The following is a 15,937-nucleotide window of genomic DNA, read 5'->3' as shown; positions in this document are numbered from 1 at the left end:
GGGGTGGGGGACCCGGTCGGACGCCCGCCGCCTTGCCCGGGTCAGTGCCGGGCGCGCGTCTCGCTCAACGGCCGCCGCTGCTGCTGCGGCGGGACCTTGGAGGAGAGTGGAACCCGCGGCGGCAACGGCGCAGCCGGGCCGACCAGCAGCGGCTGCCCGGAGCCCTTGCTCGGCGAGACCGCGAAGGCCAGCGAGCCGAAGAACACGTAGCAGCCGAGCCCGACGCCGAGCGGGAAGATGAACTGCAGTGCCATCACGCCGCTCTCGGTGGAGCGCGAGAAGTCCAGGCGGACCGACAGCGCCGCCATGCCCGTGTAGTGCATCGCGCAGACGGCCACGCCCATCACCGGCGCCGCCGCCAGGACGGCCAGCGTGCCGCGGATGTTCAGCGCCGCCCAGAGCGCGGCCGTCGCCGCGAACACCGCGATGGCGACGGAGAGCGCGACCGTGGTGCGGTCGTAGCCGAGCCAGCCGGGCAGGACCATCGCGGCCATGCCCAGGTAGTGCATCGCCGCGACCCCGAGGCCGGTGGTCAACCCGCCGATCAGCAGCGACAGGACGGGACTGCGGCGCCAGTACCCGACGGTGAACAGCCCGACGCCGACGAAGGCGATCGCGACCAGCAGGCTCACCACGGTCAGCCCGGGCTGGTAGGTGATCTCGGCCCCGGTCACGGAGAAGCCGAGCATCGCGATGAAGTGCATGGACCAGATCCCGGCGCCGAGCGACGTCGAGGCGAACAGCAGCCAGACCGCCCGGGTACGGCCCTGTGAGACGAGTGCCCAACGGGCGCTGCGCAGCGCGACGAATGAGCCGAGGCAGGCGACGAAGTACGAGATCGCCGGTGTCACCCAGCCGTGGTCGGCATGGTGGATCGCACCCAAGAGAGCTCCCTGGACGAGGGGTTGAGGGCGCCAGGGCTCGGACGGGCGCGTCGGCAGGGGAGGGGATGGGCCGGGGCACGCGCGCGCAGTGGGCGCGGGAGTTGGCTCCGCCGAGGGGAGACCTGGCGTGTGGTGCCCCTGACAACGGGGAGAGTAGCCATTACCCGGCGGTCGCACAATGTTCGGGGTTTTGGTGAAGTCCCAGGTCAGGAACGATCTTTACGCGGTCTACAAGATCCCGGCACCAAGCCCTGACACCGCCTGCGCACGGCCTTCGGGCGCGTTCGTGCGTTACTCCAGCGGGGCCAGCCCGAACGGGTGGCCGGCCGGGTCGATCAACACCTTGAGCGTGCGGCCGTGCTGGTAGCTCGGCTCGGTCGCGCCGAGGGCGAGCGCCCTGGCGGTGGACTCCTCCAGGTCGTCGACGTAGAAGTCCAGGTGGAAGTGCTTGCTGCCGTCCGGCTCGGTCCACGGCTCGGGCCGGTAGCCGGTGACCCGCCCGAAGCCCAGCGGGCTGCCGCCCTCCGGGTTGTCCAGGATCGCGAAGTGCTCGTCCACGTGCCGGGTCTCCCAGCCGAGCAGCTCGCCGTAGAAGGAGGCCAGCGCGATCGGGTCGGCGCAGTCGATGGTGACCATGGCGAGCCGGGCGAAGCCGGAGTCGTCCTGCGGGTCCGGCGTGGACCTGGCGGCCTGCGGCGACGGTACGGACCCGGCGGCCTGCGACGACGGTGCGGACGGTGCGGAGACGAGGTCGGACATGTCTGGTCGGCCCTTCCGGAGTCGGGAACGATCACCCCTCACCAATATGGCACCGGGCCGATCCTCCGGCGCGGTGGGAACCCGTTTTTCTTTAGAGAGAGTAATGACGTAAGCTAAAGACATGCCCGAGATGTCCGAGCAGGACCTCGCAGCGATCTCACAGCTGCGGTCGTCCACGATGCGCCTCTCCCGACGACTCAAACACCAGCGGGTGGAGGAGTCGCTGAGTCCTACCGAGATGGGAGTGCTGGGCACCCTCGCCCGGTGCGGAAAGGCGACGCCGGGTGAGCTCGCCCGGAAGGAGCACGTGCAGCCGCCTTCGATGACCAGGATCGTCGCGATGCTGGAGGAGAAGGGGCTGGTGCGGCGAGAGCCGCATCCCGAGGACCGCCGCCAGGTGGTCGTCAGCAGCACCGAGCAGGCCGAGACGATTCTCGACGAGAGTCGCCGGCGCCGAAACGTCTGGCTCGCCGAGCTCGCCGAGGGGCTCGACGAGGAGGAGTGGGCCGTCCTCCGGGAGGCCGCACCCGTGCTCTACAAGCTCGCACACCTCTAGGCACACCGAACCCGGCCGGCCGCCGGGAGGAGAAGGAGCCAGCATCACCGCAGGACCGACCACCGAAACCAGCAGCGCGACGGCCCCCGCCAGGGTCGTCGCGCCACGAGGGGAGACCACCGTGACACCGCCGGCCGCAGCCAGCGCCGCCGCCATCCGTACCGACGACCCGACCAGCGACCCCGCCGCGGACAGCACCGCGGCCGCCGACGCCCAGGCACCCGCCCCCAGCGGACTGCCCGGCAACGGCGACGACGACCCCGACGAACGCACCGCGGCGGACCCCGCCGCTCAGGGCCGAGCCCATTCGGCCGCGTCCCCCACGAGTTCGGCCGCAACGCCGACCGGCGCCGAGTTCACCCGGCCCCGGGGGATGTTCTCCTCACTGCGCGTTCGCAACTACCGCTACTACTTCGCCGGCCAGGTGGTGTCCAACACCGGCACCTGGATGCAGCGGATCGCCCAGGACTGGCTGGTCCTGAGCCTCACCGGCAGCCCGCTCGCGGTCGGCATCACCACCGCCATGCAGTTCCTGCCGATGCTGCTGCTCGGCCTGTTCGGCGGAGTGCTCGCCGACCGGATGCCCAAGCGCCGGCTGCTGGTCTACACCCAGGGCGCCATGGGCCTGCTCGCCGCGGGCCTGGCCGTACTGACCATCGGCGACGTGGTGACTCCGTACTACGTGTACGCCTTCGCACTGCTGCTCGGCCTGGTCACCGTGGTCGACAACCCGACCCGGCAGGCCTTCGTCTCCGAGATGGTCGGCCCCAAGGACCTCGCCAACGCCGTCAGCCTGAACGCCGCCAACTTCCAGACCGCCCGGCTGGTCGGCCCCGCCGTCGCGGGCCTGCTGATCGCCGCGGTCGGCAGCGGCTGGGCGTTCGCCGTCAACGCGCTGTCCTTCGCCGCCGTGATCGGCGGGCTGCTCGCGATGCGGGAGTCCGAGCTGCGCCCGACCGAGCCGATCGCCCGCGAGAAGGGGCAGTTGAGGGAAGGGCTGCGGTACGTGAAGGAGCGGCCCGAGCTGCTCTGGCCGATGGTGCTGGCCGGGTTCATCGGCACCTTCGGGTTCAACTTCCCGACGCTGCTGTCCGGCTTCGCGTACGACACCTTCAAGGTCGGCGCCGGGCAGTACGGCCTGCTGAACACCGCGATGGCGGTCGGCTCGCTGGCCGGCGCGCTGCTCGCGGCCCGCCGGGGCGCGCCGCGGCTGCGCCGGCTGGTCGCCGCGGCGCTGGCCTTCGGCACCCTGGAGGTGGTCGCGGCCTTCGCGCCCGACTACTGGACCTTCGCCCTGCTGCTCACCCTGATCGGGGTGTTCGGGCTGAGCTTCAACACCTCGGTCAACTCGATGCTGCAGCTGGGAACCGACCCCGAGATGCGCGGCCGGGTGATGGGCCTGCTGGTGCTGGTCTTCACCGGCGGCACGCCGATCGGCGCCCCGATCGTCGGCTGGGTCACCGCCTCGTACGGGCCCCGGCTCGGCCTGCTGGCCTGCGGTCTGGTGTCCGCGCTGGCGGCCGGTACGGTCGGCCTGGTGCTGGCCCGCAGCGCCGACCTGCGGGTGCGGTTCGACCTCCACCCGGGCCGTGGCGGGCGGGTGGTGGCCTTCGTGCCGCGCACCGTTCCGGCGCGCAAGTCCGAGCTGGCCGCCGCCTGCTGACGATGTGCCAGATGCTCGGTTGACCCTCGGGAGCCTTCTCCCGAGGGTCATCTGACGCCACGTCGGATCGGTCCGGTCAGAGACGGATCTCCAGCACCTGGCCGGGCCAGACGCCGGACGGCTGCTCGACCTCGAAGTCCTCGGTCTCGGTGAAGCCGAGCGCGCGGTACTGGCCGACCAGCTTGCGGTCGTTGCCGGCGTAGCAGTCCACCCGCAGCAGGTCGAAGCCGCGCCGGCGGGTCTCCTCGATGGCGTCGGCGATCAGCGCGGCGCCGATGCCGGAGCCCTTGCGACTGCGGTCGGTGACCAGCAAGCGCACGAAGAGCTCCGGCTCCGCCGAGGGCGGGACGAACCTCCCGCGCTGCTCGGCCACCACGCAGCAGCCGACCGTACGGCCGTCGTCGTCCACCGCGAGGCGGATCAGGAAGGGTTCCTCGGCGTACGAGGCGACCTGGTCGACTCGGGCCTGGATGGTGCTGAACGGTTGGTCGCCCCACTGGCCGGTGCGGTCCTGGCCGGCCAGCCAGGAGATGGCGCCGTCGAGCAGGGACAGGATGTCGGGGACGTCCGCGGGACCCCCGGTGCGGATCTTCATGGACAACCGTTCTACACCGTGCCGTCGGGCGAGGGAAGATTGGATCATGAGACTGTTCGTGGCGGTCCTCCCGCCCGTCGAGGCGCTCCAGGGACTCTCCGACGCCGTCGCCCCGGTGCGGGGGCTGCCCGGGGCGGACCGGCTGCGCTGGACCACCGTCGACGGCTGGCACCTGACCCTGGCCTTCCTCGGCGAGGTCCCGGCCGAGCGGCTGCCGGAGCTGGAGGCCGGTCTGGCCGCCGTGGCCGCCGTCCACCCGGTGCACCGGCTGCGGATCGCGGGCTCCGGCCGGTTCGGGGACCGGGTGCTCTGGGCCGGGGTCGAGGGGCAGACCTGGGCGATCCGCCGGCTCGCGGAGGCGGTGGCCGAGGCCACCGCCGAGTTCACCGGGGAGACCGACGCCTTCGCCTTCCACCCGCACCTCACACTGGCCCGGGCCGGCTCCTCGCGGGGCCACCGGCGGGCCGTCCAGCGGGTCGCGGCGGCCGAGCTGGAGGCCCTGGCGGCGGCGCTGGCGCCGTACCGGGGGCCGGAGTGGGAGGCCGCCGAGCTGCACCTGATGCGGAGCGACCTGAGCGGGGGCTTCGCCCACTACGAGTCGCTGCGCTCCTGGGCGCTGGCCGACTGGAGCTGACCGGAGCCGGCCGGAGCCGGCCGGAGCTGAGGGCCTGGGATTCGTGTCGGTGTGAGCCACGGGTACGCTCGATGACCGTGGATCCCAAGACTCGAATGCGCATCGTCTCCGGCACCCTGGTGCTGCTGCTGGTCGTCGTCCTGATCAGCTCGCTGGTCGGCAAGTAACCGGCGGCCCGGCCCGAGCCGAATGGCACGGGGCCCGCGGGCCCCGGCCGGTCGGCAAGCAGCCCGGGGACGGCGAGAGGGCCACCGCCCGCAGGCGGTGGCCCTCAGCCGTGTTCTCGGGAGCTCAGCCGGCCAGCTGCTCGACCACGTAGTCGATGCAGTGGGTGAGCGCCTCGACGTCCGCCGGGTCGATCGCCGGGAACATCGCGATGCGCAGCTGGTTGCGGCCCAGCTTGCGGTACGGCTCGGTGTCCACGATGCCGTTGGCACGCAGTGCCTTGGCGACCGCGGCGGCGTCCACCGACTCGTCGAAGTCGATGGTGCCGACCACCTGGGAGCGCTCGGCCGGGTTCGCCACGAACGGGGTCGCGAAGGAGGACTTCTCGGCCCAGGCGTACAGCCGGGACGAGGAATCAGCCGTACGGGCGACGGCCCAGTCCAGCCCGCCGTTGCCGTTCATCCACTCCAGCTGGTCGGCCAGCAGGAACAGGGTGGAGAGCGCCGGGGTGTTGTACGTCTGGTCCTTCGACGAGTTGTCGATGGCCGTCGGCAGCGAGAAGAACGGCGGGACGTACCGGCCGGAGCCGGCGATCTCGGCGGCGCGCTCCAGGGCGGCCGGGGAGAAGGTGGCCAGCCAGAGGCCGCCCTCGGAGGCGAAGGACTTCTGCGGGGCGAAGTAGTAGACGTCGGTCTCGGTGATGTCGACCGGCAGGCCGCCGGCGCCCGAGGTGGCGTCCACCAGCACCAGCGAGCCCTCGTCCGCGCCCGCCGGACGCCTGATCGGCATCGCGACGCCGGTCGAGGTCTCGTTGTGGGTGAGGCCGTAGACGTCCACGCCGGCCTCGGCGACCGGGAGCGGGTGGGTGCCCGGGGCGGTCTTGATCACCGTCGGCTCGGCCAGCCACGGGGCGGCCTTGACCGAGGAGGCGAACTTCGAGGAGAACTCGCCGAAGTCCAGGTGCTGGGACTTCTCCCGCACCAGGCCGAAGGCGGCGATGTCCCAGAAGGCGGTGGAGCCGCCGTTGCCGAGGACGACTTCGTAGCCCTCCGGCAGCGAGAACAGGCTGCTCACGCCCTCGCGCACGCGCTTGACCACGTTCTTGACCGGGGCCTGGCGGTGCGAGGTGCCGAGCAGGGAGGTCTGGGTGGCGGCGAGGGCACTCAGGGCCTCGGGGCGCACCTTGGACGGTCCGCAGCCGAAACGGCCGTCTGCGGGCTTGATGTCAGCGGGGATCTGGATCTGAGCCACGCGCGCAGCCTACTGGTTGGGGAGCCGTCCGGGGTACGGTCGTCCGCCCGCTGAGATTGTGATCTTGACTGCTCGTCGGCATGCGAACAGCGGGCCCGGCCGGAGCCGGACCCGCTGGTCAGGGGTGGTGCTGACCTGCTCGCGCGCGGTGCGCTCAGTGGGCGATGGCGCCCCAGCCCTCGACCCCCTCGGGCTTGCGCGGGCCGGGGCCGATGTAGCGCGCGGAGGGGCGCACGAGGCGACCGGTGCGCTTCTGCTCCAGGATGTGCGCCGACCAGCCCGCGGTGCGCGCACAGGTGAACATCGAGGTGAACATGTGCGCCGGGACCTCCGCGAAGTCCAGCATGATCGCGGCCCAGAACTCGACGTTGGTGGCGAGCACGCGGTCGGGGCGGCGGTTGTGCAGCTCCTCCAGCGCGGCCTTCTCCAGCGCCTCGGCGACCTCGAAGCGCGGCGCGCCGAGCTCCTTGGCGGTGCGGCGCAGCACGCGGGCGCGCGGGTCCTCGGCGCGGTAGACGCGGTGGCCGAAGCCCATCAGCCGCTCGCCCTTGTCCAGGGCGTTCTTGACCCAGGCGGTGGCGTCGCCGGTGCGCTCGATCTCCTCGATCATGCCGAGCACCCGGGACGGGGCGCCGCCGTGCAGCGGGCCGGACATCGCGCCGACCGCGCCGGAGAGCGCCGCCGCGACGTCGGCGCCGGTGGAGGCGATGACCCGGGCGGTGAAGGTGGAGGCGTTCATGCCGTGCTCGGCGGCGGAGGTCCAGTAGGCGTCGACGGCCTTGACGTGCTTCGGGTCCGGCTCGCCGCGCCAGCGGATCATGAACCGCTCGACGACCGTCTCGGCCTTGTCGATCTCGCTCTGCGGGACCATCGGCAGGCCCTGGCCGCGGGCGGACTGGGCGACGTAGGACAGCGCCATCACGGCGGCGCGGGCGAGGTCGTCGCGGGCCTGCTCGGCGGAGATGTCGAGCAGCGGCTTCAGGCCCCAGACCGGGGCGAGCATGGCGAGCGCGGACTGGACGTCGACCCGGATGTCACCGGAGTGCACCGGAATCGGGAACGGCTCGGCGGCCGGCAGGCCGGGGTTGAACTTGCCGTCCACCAGCAGGCCCCAGACGTGGCCGAAGGAGACGTGGCCGACCAGGTCGTCGATGTCGACACCGCGGTACCGCAGGGCGCCGCCTTCACGGTCGGGTTCGGCGATCTCGCTCTCGAACGCGACGACTCCCTCAAGCCCGGGTACGAAGTCGGACATGCGACGGCTCCTTCAGTTCTGTGTTCGGCGCTCCGCCGTGGTGGGGCGGCGCGCCAGTGACCGAATCGTGGTTGGCACTCGGTGCCAGAGTGACAGGCACGGGGTGCATTGCGCCATACACCACCGCGGTGATGTTGCCCGTGGGGCCACTTGACTTTCCCGCCGAGGGTCGGTCGTGCCCCCGGAGAGCCCGGAATCAAACGCCAGATTCCGGACAATTCCCCGTATGGCGGGCGGCCAAGCGGTGGCGAGTCACCATATCTCCGACCGGGGTTCGTCCGGAGGTAGCGGTGCCGGTTGCTTGTCGTACGGGATGATGTCGGCGTGCAGACCCCGGAACGCGCCCAGTCGGCGCCCCTGAGCCCCGCCACCCGGACCCCGGCCGGTGAGGCCCGCCCCGGTCCGGACCTCACCGTGATGCGCAAGCACTACGTCCACGAGGGCCTGGCCGAGGAGCAGCTCGCGCCCGAGCCGATCGGCCAGTTCACCCGCTGGTTCCACGAGGCCGACGAGGCCGGGGTGGTGGAGACCAACGCCATGGTGCTCTCCACCGCCGACGCCCAGGGCCGGCCCAGCTCGCGCACCGTCCTGCTCAAGAGCTACGACGCCCGCGGCTTCGTGTTCTTCACCAACTACGGCTCCCGCAAGGGCTCCGAGCTCGCCGCCAATCCGTACGCCGGACTGCTCTTCCCGTGGATCGCGCTGGCCCGCCAGGTGATCGTCCAGGGTCGGGTCGAGAAGGTCGGCCGGGACGAGACCGCCGCCTACTTCCGCACCCGCCCGCACGGCTCCCAACTCGGCGCCTGGGCCAGCGAGCAGTCCAGCCCGGTCAGCGACCGCGCCGTCCTCGAACAGCGCTACGCCGACCTCGAACGCCGTTACCCCGAGGGCGAGGGCGTCCCCGTCCCGCCGTTCTGGGGCGGCTACCGGGTCGTCCCGGAGAGCGTCGAGTTCTGGCAGGGCCGGGAGAACCGCCTGCACGACCGGCTCCGCTACCTCGCCGACCCGGACAGCCCCACCGGCTGGCGGGTGGAGCGCCTCTGCCCGTGACCGGGGGCGGCCGAGTCCGGCCCGGGCGCGGCGCCGGGTCCGACCTGACGGGTCGTCACCGTTTTGTGTAGAATGTGCGCGTCGCGGACCAGGTCGGTGATTTTTCTCCGGCCGGCAGCCCGCTGTGCCGGCACGATCGAGTGAGGGACTGATGGGCGTCACCGGTGCGGAAACCGCCGCTGGACTCGACTCCGACCTGGTCGACGTCGCCGCCCTGCCGCTCGACGAACTCGACGCCCTGCCCGACACCGTCCTCGGCGACCTGCTGCGCCGGGTCGTGGCGGACGCCCTGACCCCCGGCGCGGAGCCGCTCGCGGCCTTCCAGTCGGCGCTCGAACTCCGGTGATCCGCCGCTGACCGTCGGCTAAACCCCGCGGGCCGGACGAAAACGCCAACTCTCCGCCGTCCTGGTGCGGTTCACGACATGCTGGGTAAGAAACCAGCGCCGTCACGGCACCGTCGGGGTCGGGGGGAACAGGTGAGTGAGCGGGAACAGCAGCAACGGCCGTACTTCTTCTTCAGCTACGCGCGTCGGGACTTCCAGGCGGAGGACGCCTTCGTCGACCAGTTCTTCAACGACCTGAGGGACGAACTCGGACGCATCCTCGGACCGGCCGTCCAGGCCTACGAACTCGCCTTCCGGGACACCGAACGACTGCGCCTGGGCGACGAATGGGCCGAGAAGCTCGCGCTGATGCTCGGCCGGAGCCGGACCATGGTCGCGCTCTACTCCCCGGCCTACTTCGACAGCCTCTACTGCGGCAAGGAGTGGACGGCCTTCCGCGGCAGGGTCCGGCGCCACCACGAGGAGACCGGGGAACTGCTCTCGGCACTGATCCCGGTGCTCTGGGAGCCGGTCGCGTCCGGCGACCTCGTCACCGAGGTCACCAAGATCCAGTGGGCCCAGCCGGACATGGGCGACGCCTACGCCCGGCACGGCCTGCGCGCGCTGCTGCGCACCGCCCAGCAGGACGCCTACCGCCAGGTCGTCCGGGTGGTCGCCGGGCGGATCCGGGACGCGGCCGTGCGGCGGCTCGCCGAACTGCCCGAGTTCGACCTCGACGCCGTCCGCGGCTACTTCCCCGGGCCGGCCGCGCCCGCACCCGCCGCCGAACCCGGCATGGTGCGGCTGTTCATCGCGGCCGGCCGGGCCTCCGAGGCCGCCGCCGAGGGCGGCTCGTACCCGGGCGGACGGTACGGCGCCAAGCCGTGGCACTGGGCGCCGTTCTACCCGCCCGCCCAGCCCTCGCTGGCCTCGCGCGCCCAACGGGTGATCACCAACGCCGGGCACACCACCACCCTGGAGGAGATCGGCGCCGGGCTCGGCGAGAAGCTCGACCAGGCCCGGGAGGACAGCCAGGTCAGCGTCCTGCTGGTGGACCCGTGGGCGGCAGAGCACGAGCGCTACCGGTCCGCCCTGCGCGAGTACGACGACCAGAACCACCCGGTCACCGGCGTGATGGTGCCGATCGGCGGCAACGACCCGGACGGGGAGCGCGAAGCGCCGTGGGCGGGCGTGCGCGGCGTGTTCCGCCGCAACTGGCTGCGCAGGCGTGACCCGGAGCACTTGTTCCGGGTCAAAGTGAGCCAGGAGAGCTTCGACAGCGACCTCGCCATCATGGTGACGATCGCTCAGAACAAGCTCATGGACGACAACTTGGATTGGGGGGACGATGGCGGCGACGCCTTCGGCTTCGGCCCGGGCGGCGGCCCGGACATGCCCGGACTCGCCATCCCGGCCGGCCCGCCAAGTCCCTCCGGTCCGCCGCGGAGCCCGTCCGCGCGCCGCGATCCGGAAACGACACCGAAGGACGTGCCCGGCCAGCGCCCGGGCGGCCACGACGGCTCTGTCCCGCTGAGGGGAGACGGACGATGAGCACTGAGCCCGGCACGGAGCCGGGACGCGGCGGACCGGGGACGGTCGTCACGTTCTACTCGTTCAAGGGCGGCACCGGCCGGACCATGGCACTCGCCAACGTCGGCTGGATCCTCGCCAGCCGGGGCCTGCGCGTCCTGGTGGTCGACTGGGACCTGGAGGCCCCCGGCCTGCACCGCTACTACCACCCGCTGCTGGTCGACCCCGAACTCCACTCCACCGACGGCCTGATCGACCTGCTGCGCTCCTACGTGAAGCAGGCACTGCCCTCCGCCACCGGGCCGACCGGCCTGCCGCCGGCCGCCTGGCTGGACGAACCCGGGCGGCTGGGCGGCTACACCTGCGGCCTCGCCCTCGACCTGCCGGCCGGCGGCCGGCTCGACTTCCTGCCCGCCGGCCGGCAGAACGCCGCCTACGCGGCCGCCGTCACCAGCTTCAACTGGCGCAGCTTCTACCACGGCCGGGACATCCGCGGCGGCGAGTTCCTGCGCGAGCTGCGCGAACGCTGGGCCCGCGCCTACGACTACGTGCTCATCGACAGCCGCACCGGCGTCAGCGACACCTCCGGCATCTGCACCGTGTTGATGCCCGACACCGTGGTCGACTGCTTCACCTTCAGCGCCCAGAACATCCGCGGCGGCGTGGACGCCGCCAAGGCCATCGCCGAGGCCGAGGAGCGGGCCATCCGGGTGCTGCCGGTGCCGATGCGGGTCGAGGACGCGGAGCAGGAACGCCTGGAGGCCGGACGGGACTTCGCCCGCGACGCCTTCGCCCCCTACCTCGGCCGCTGGCTGCCCGGGGACCGCCGGGCCGCCTACTGGGCCGACGTCGAGGTGCCGTACAAGCCGTTCTACGCCTACGAGGAGGTCCCGGCCACCGTCGCCGACCGCCCGCAGGAGGCGCGCAGCCTGCTCAACGCCTTCGAGCGGCTGGCCGAGTGGATCACCGAGGGGCGGGTCCGCTCGCTGCGCCCGCTCAGCGCCGAGGCCCGCCGCCGGCTGTACGCCGCCTACCTGCGCTCCGCCCGGGCGGTGCCCCGCCAGGTCTTCGTCAGCTACGCGCCCGAGGACCGGATGTGGGCCGAGTGGGCGGCCGCCACCCTCACCCGCTTCGGCTACCAGACCTCCCTGCACAACGCCGCCGAGCCGCACACCGGCCCGCGGCCACCGGAGGTCGCCGGGCCGCTCGACGGCCAGGGCCGGGTGCTCGCCCTGCTCTCGCCCGAGTACACCGCGCTGCCCCGGGCCAGCGAGGTCTGGCAGCTCCTGAAGGGGCGCGAACTGCCCTCCGGCTCCTCGGCGTTGGTCGCCCTGCGGCTCCAGGACTCGGACGAGCCGGTGCCCCGCCCGTTCGTCGGCGAGGCGGTGCCCGACCTGATCCGCTCCTCCGGCACCGCGGCCGAGGCCCAGCTGTACGGCGAACTCGGACCGCCGCCCGGCAGCAACCGCCAGTTCGACACCGACAGCGGCGAGTTCATCGCCCCGGCGCGCTTCCCCGGCACCGCCCCGCAGGTCCAGGAGGCGCCCTCGCGCAACGCCGCCTTCATCGGCCGCGGCAAGCTGCTCGAACTGCTCCGCAACCGCTTCACCGGCGGGCCGGCGGCCGTCCTCAGCCAGGTCCTCTACGGCTTCGGCGGCGCCGGCAAGTCCCAGATCGCCGCCGAGTACGCGCACCGCTTCAAGGCCGCCTACGACGTCATCTGGTGGGTGCCCGCCGAGGAGCCCGCCAACATCCCGCAGAAGCTCGCCGAACTCGCCCCCCGGCTCGGCGTGCCGACCAGCGACGACGTCGCGCACACCGCCGCCGCCGTCCTCGACGCACTGCGCCGCGGCCACCCGTACCGCCGCTGGCTGCTGGTCTTCGACAACGCCGGCACCCCCGAGGAACTCGCCCCCTGGCAGCCCGGCGGCGCCTCCTCCGGCGGACACGTGCTGATCACCTCGCGCAACCAGGGCTGGGCCCGGCACGCCGGCCTCGTCGAGGTCGACGTCTTCCTGCGCGAGGAGAGCATCCGGCTGCTGCGCCGCTTCAACAGCGGCCTCTCCCCGGAGGACGCCGACCAGGTCGCGCACCGCCTCGGCGACCTCCCGCTGGCCGTCGGCCAGGCCGCCGTCTGGCTCCAGGAGACGTCGATGCCGATCGCCACCTACCTCGAACTCCTCGACGACGAACTCACCGAGATGCTGGAGCGCACCCGGCTGCGCCCCGCCGAGTACCCCCACTCGGCCGCCGCCACCTGGCGCATCTCGGTCGAGGAGCTGCGCCGGCTGAACGCCCCGGCCGCCCAGATCCTGGAGATCTGCGCCTTCTTCGGCCCGGACGCCATCCCGATGCGGCTGCTCTACAGCCGGGCCGTCACCCGGGCCCTGCGGCTGCCCCCGCGCGCGCCCCGCGACAAGCTGGCGATCGGCGAGTTCCTGCGCGCCATCAACCGGTTCGGGCTCGCCCGCACCGACCAGGGCAGCGAGACCATCACCGTGCACCGGCTGGTCCAGGCGGTGCTCCGGGACCAGGTCGAGGAGGAGCGGCAGGCCGAGCTGCGCGGGGTGGTGCACGCGGCCCTGGCCACCGCCAACCCCGGCGACCCGGACATCCCCGCCAACTGGGCCGAGTACGCCGAACTCCTGCCCCACCTCTGGCCGTCCGGCGCGCTCGACAGCGCCGACGAGGACGTCCGGCAGTGGATCATCGACTCGGTCCGCTACCAGTGGAAGCGCAGCCTGCACGAGTCCGGCCGGGAACTCGCCGAACGGACCCTGGAGCACTGGCGGGAGGACGGCTACGGCGGCCCCGGCTTCGACGCCGACAACGACGCCCAGACCCTCATGCTGCGCACCCAGCTGAGCAACATCCGCCGCTCCCAGGGCGCCCTCCAGGAGGCGTACGAGATGGACCGGGACATCCTGGAGCGGTTCACCGCGACCCTGGGCCCGGAACACTCGCACACCCTCGCCGTCGCCAACAGCCTCGGCGCCGACCTGCGCTTCCTCGGCCGCTACGACGAGGCCCGGGCGCTCGACCGCAAGACCCTGGACGCGGCCCGGCGCACCCTCGGGCCGGACCACCCGCGCACCCTGATGATCACCAACAACCTCGCGGTCTCCGACTACCTGGCCGGCGACCGCTACGCCGCGCTGGAACGGCACCGCAGCAACTACCTCCAGCAGCGCGACGCCCTCGGCGCGCACAGCCTGTACGCGCTGTCCTCCGCCTCCAACTACGCCCGCGACCTGCGCGAGACCGGGCGGCTGCGGGAGGCGCTGGACCTGCTGGAGGAGACCGTCCGGATCTACCAGCAGACCATCGGCGACAACCACACCGACACCCTGCGCGCCCGCAAGAACCTCGCCGTGGCACTGCGCCGGGCCGGGCGCTACCACGAGGCCGTGGAGATCGACGAGGACATCTACCAGCGCTACCTGGACATCAACGGCCCCGAGCACCCGGACACCCTGGCCGCCGCCACCAACCTGGCCAGCGACTACAACGCGCTCGGCGACACCGACCGGGCCATCCCGCTGGCCGAACGGGCGCTCGCGCGCTACCGCGACTACCTGGGCGAGAACCACCCGGTCACCCTGGCCGGCGCCAACAACCTCTCGGTCTACCTGCGGCTGGCCGGGCGGGTCGCGGAGGCGCGGGAGCTGTCCGGGCGCACGCTGGCGCAGTTCCGGACCGTCCTCGGAGCCCACCACCTCTACATCCCGATCGCGATGATGAACCACGCGAACGACCTGGCGCTGGGCGGGGAGATCCGGGCCGCGCTCGTCCTGGAGCAGGAGGCGGCGCCGCTGATGACCGAGGTGCTCGGCCCGGACCACTACGACTCCATCGGCATCACCTCCAACCTGTCGCTGACCCTGACGGCGCTCGGGGAGACCGAACGGGCCGCCGACCTGCGGGCGGACTGCATCCGACGGGCCCGGATCACCCTGGGGGAGGAGCACCCGACCACGGTCGCCGTGAAGGCGGGCACCAGGCTCGACTCGGACGTGGAGCCCCCGCACGTGTGACCGACGGTGACGGGCGGTCAACGATCCCGCCGGGCGGTGCTAGGTTCACGCGCATGGTGCCGTTCCGGCAGTTCCTGCTGAAGATCCACAGCCGTTGCAACCTGGCCTGCGACTACTGCTACATGTACGAGGCGGCCGACCAGAGCTGGCGCGACCGGCCGCGGCGGATGGAACTGGCGACCGTCCGCCGCACCGCCCGGCGGATCGCCGAGCACGCGGCCGCGCAGGGGCTCGACGAGGTCTCCGTGGTGCTGCACGGTGGTGAGCCGCTGCTCGTCGGCGCGGCCCATCTGGACGCCCTGCTGGCCGAGTTGGCCACCGCAGGGCCCCGGGTGCGGTTCAGCCTGCAGACCAACGGGCTGCGGCTGCTGGACGAACCCGCCCTGCTCGACGTGCTGCACCGGTACCGGGTCGGCGTGGCGGTCTCGCTGGACGGCACCCCGGCCGACCACGACCGGCACCGGCGGCTGCCCACCGGCGCGGGCAGTTGGCAGCGGACCGCGGCGGCGGTGCGGCTGCTCGGCTCCGACCGGCACCGGGAGCTGTTCGCCGGCCTGTTGTGCGTGGTCGACCTGGCCGCCGACCCGGTCGCCACCTACGAGGCGCTGCTGGAGTTCGCCCCGCCCCGGCTCGACCTGCTGCTGCCGCACGCCACCTGGCAGGAGCAGCCGGCGGGTGTACGGCGCGGCCTGCCGCTCGCGCCGCCCCCGGGCACCGACCCGGCACCGTACGGGGAGTGGCTGATCGCCGCCTTCGACCGCTGGTACGACGCGCCGTACCGGGAGACCGGGGTGCGGCTGTTCGAGGAGCTGTCCGTCCTGCTGCTCGGCGGGCGGGCGGCCAGCGAGGCGGTCGGACTGGCCCCGGTCGACCTGGTGGTGGTCGAGGCGGACGGCACCATCGAGCAGGCCGACAGCCTCAAGGTGGCGTACGACGGGGCCGCCGGAACGGGCCTGGACGTGTGGCGGCACGGCTTCGCGCAGGCGGCGGCCCACCCGGCCTTCCGGGCCCGTCAGCGCGGCCTCGCCGGGCTCGGGCCGGAGTGCGCGGACTGCCCGCTGGTCAGGGTCTGCGGCGGCGGGCTCTACGCCCACCGGTACGCGGGTGACGGCTTCGCGCACCCCTCGGTGTACTGCGCCGACATGGACCGGTTGATCCGGCACATCGCGCGTCGGCTGCGGGCCGGGGTGGCGGGCCTGGCCGGGGTCGGGCAGCGGCGGTAGGGCCCGGCCGGCG

13 protein-coding genes are annotated in these 15,937 nt (G+C 72.7%); 8 read left to right on the top strand and 5 right to left on the bottom strand.

Annotated elements, in window-relative coordinates:
* Positions 1-41: 41 nt before the first annotated feature.
* Together ACFWIS_RS20680 and ACFWIS_RS20675 are read right to left on the bottom strand one after the other, a co-directional pair.
* Positions 42-884, bottom strand: a complete 843-nt coding sequence (locus ACFWIS_RS20680) for an MHYT domain-containing protein (RefSeq protein WP_380455249.1) — start codon at positions 882-884, stop codon at positions 42-44.
* A gap of 291 nt (positions 885-1,175) precedes the next feature.
* Positions 1,176-1,643, bottom strand: a complete 468-nt coding sequence (locus tag ACFWIS_RS20675) for a VOC family protein (protein ID WP_380455247.1) — start codon at positions 1,641-1,643, stop codon at positions 1,176-1,178.
* 121 nt (positions 1,644-1,764) lie between these two features.
* Here ACFWIS_RS20675 and ACFWIS_RS20670 point away from each other — a divergent pair, with 121 nt between their 5' ends.
* Both ACFWIS_RS20670 and ACFWIS_RS20665 read left to right on the top strand, forming a co-directional pair.
* A complete protein-coding gene (locus tag ACFWIS_RS20670; protein WP_380455245.1) occupies positions 1,765-2,199 on the top strand; it encodes a MarR family winged helix-turn-helix transcriptional regulator in 435 nt (144 codons plus the stop codon).
* A 121-nt stretch (positions 2,200-2,320) separates the two neighbouring features.
* The gene (locus ACFWIS_RS20665) at positions 2,321-3,862 is read left to right on the top strand and encodes an MFS transporter (RefSeq protein ID WP_380455243.1); all 1,542 of its coding nucleotides are present in this window, start codon (positions 2,321-2,323) and stop codon (positions 3,860-3,862) included.
* A 76-nt stretch (positions 3,863-3,938) separates the two neighbouring features.
* On the opposite strand, the gene ACFWIS_RS20660 is transcribed toward ACFWIS_RS20665, so the two are convergent.
* The gene (locus ACFWIS_RS20660) at positions 3,939-4,457 is read right to left on the bottom strand and encodes a GNAT family N-acetyltransferase (RefSeq protein WP_380455241.1); all 519 of its coding nucleotides are present in this window, start codon (positions 4,455-4,457) and stop codon (positions 3,939-3,941) included.
* Between the two features lie 46 nt (positions 4,458-4,503).
* On the opposite strand from ACFWIS_RS20660, the gene thpR reads away from it, so the two are divergent.
* Positions 4,504-5,091: an RNA 2',3'-cyclic phosphodiesterase gene (gene thpR / locus ACFWIS_RS20655; protein ID WP_380455239.1), complete on the top strand. Its 588-nt coding sequence runs from the start codon at positions 4,504-4,506 to the stop codon at positions 5,089-5,091.
* 291 nt (positions 5,092-5,382) lie between these two features.
* On the opposite strand, the gene serC is transcribed toward thpR, so the two are convergent.
* Positions 5,383-6,507: a phosphoserine transaminase gene (gene serC, locus ACFWIS_RS20650; protein ID WP_380455237.1), complete on the bottom strand. Its 1,125-nt coding sequence runs from the start codon at positions 6,505-6,507 to the stop codon at positions 5,383-5,385.
* Between the two features lie 154 nt (positions 6,508-6,661).
* Complete coding sequence (locus tag ACFWIS_RS20645; protein ID WP_380455235.1) at positions 6,662-7,762, bottom strand: citrate synthase 2; 1,101 nt, start codon at positions 7,760-7,762, stop codon at positions 6,662-6,664.
* Between the two features lie 417 nt (positions 7,763-8,179).
* Between ACFWIS_RS20645 and pdxH the strand changes: the two genes are divergently transcribed.
* The 5 genes from pdxH to ACFWIS_RS20620 all read left to right on the top strand — a co-directional run bounded on the left by pdxH (position 8,180) and on the right by ACFWIS_RS20620 (position 15,924).
* A complete protein-coding gene (gene pdxH / locus ACFWIS_RS20640) occupies positions 8,180-8,812 on the top strand; it encodes a pyridoxamine 5'-phosphate oxidase (protein WP_380455261.1) in 633 nt (210 codons plus the stop codon).
* A gap of 151 nt (positions 8,813-8,963) precedes the next feature.
* Positions 8,964-9,158, top strand: a complete 195-nt coding sequence (fxsA, locus tag ACFWIS_RS20635) for an FxSxx-COOH cyclophane-containing RiPP peptide (RefSeq protein ID WP_188304678.1) — start codon at positions 8,964-8,966, stop codon at positions 9,156-9,158.
* 132 nt (positions 9,159-9,290) lie between these two features.
* On the top strand, positions 9,291-10,688 hold the full coding sequence (locus ACFWIS_RS20630) for a TIR-like protein FxsC (RefSeq protein WP_380455233.1): 1,398 nt from the start codon (positions 9,291-9,293) through the stop codon (positions 10,686-10,688).
* Entirely contained in the window at positions 10,685-14,701 is a 4,017-nt protein-coding gene (gene fxsT / locus ACFWIS_RS20625) for an FxSxx-COOH system tetratricopeptide repeat protein (protein ID WP_380455231.1), read from the top strand. The genes ACFWIS_RS20630 and fxsT overlap by 4 nt, the downstream gene beginning before the upstream one ends.
* A gap of 53 nt (positions 14,702-14,754) precedes the next feature.
* On the top strand, positions 14,755-15,924 hold the full coding sequence (locus tag ACFWIS_RS20620; protein ID WP_380455229.1) for an FxsB family cyclophane-forming radical SAM/SPASM peptide maturase: 1,170 nt from the start codon (positions 14,755-14,757) through the stop codon (positions 15,922-15,924).
* Positions 15,925-15,937: the final 13 nt, after the last annotated feature.

The sequence above is a fragment of the Kitasatospora sp. NPDC127060 genome (assembly GCF_042724935.1).
GTDB lineage: Bacteria > Actinomycetota > Actinomycetes > Streptomycetales > Streptomycetaceae > Kitasatospora.
Note: the sequence above shows the minus strand (reverse complement) of the source record. Positions and strands in the feature narration are given on the sequence as shown.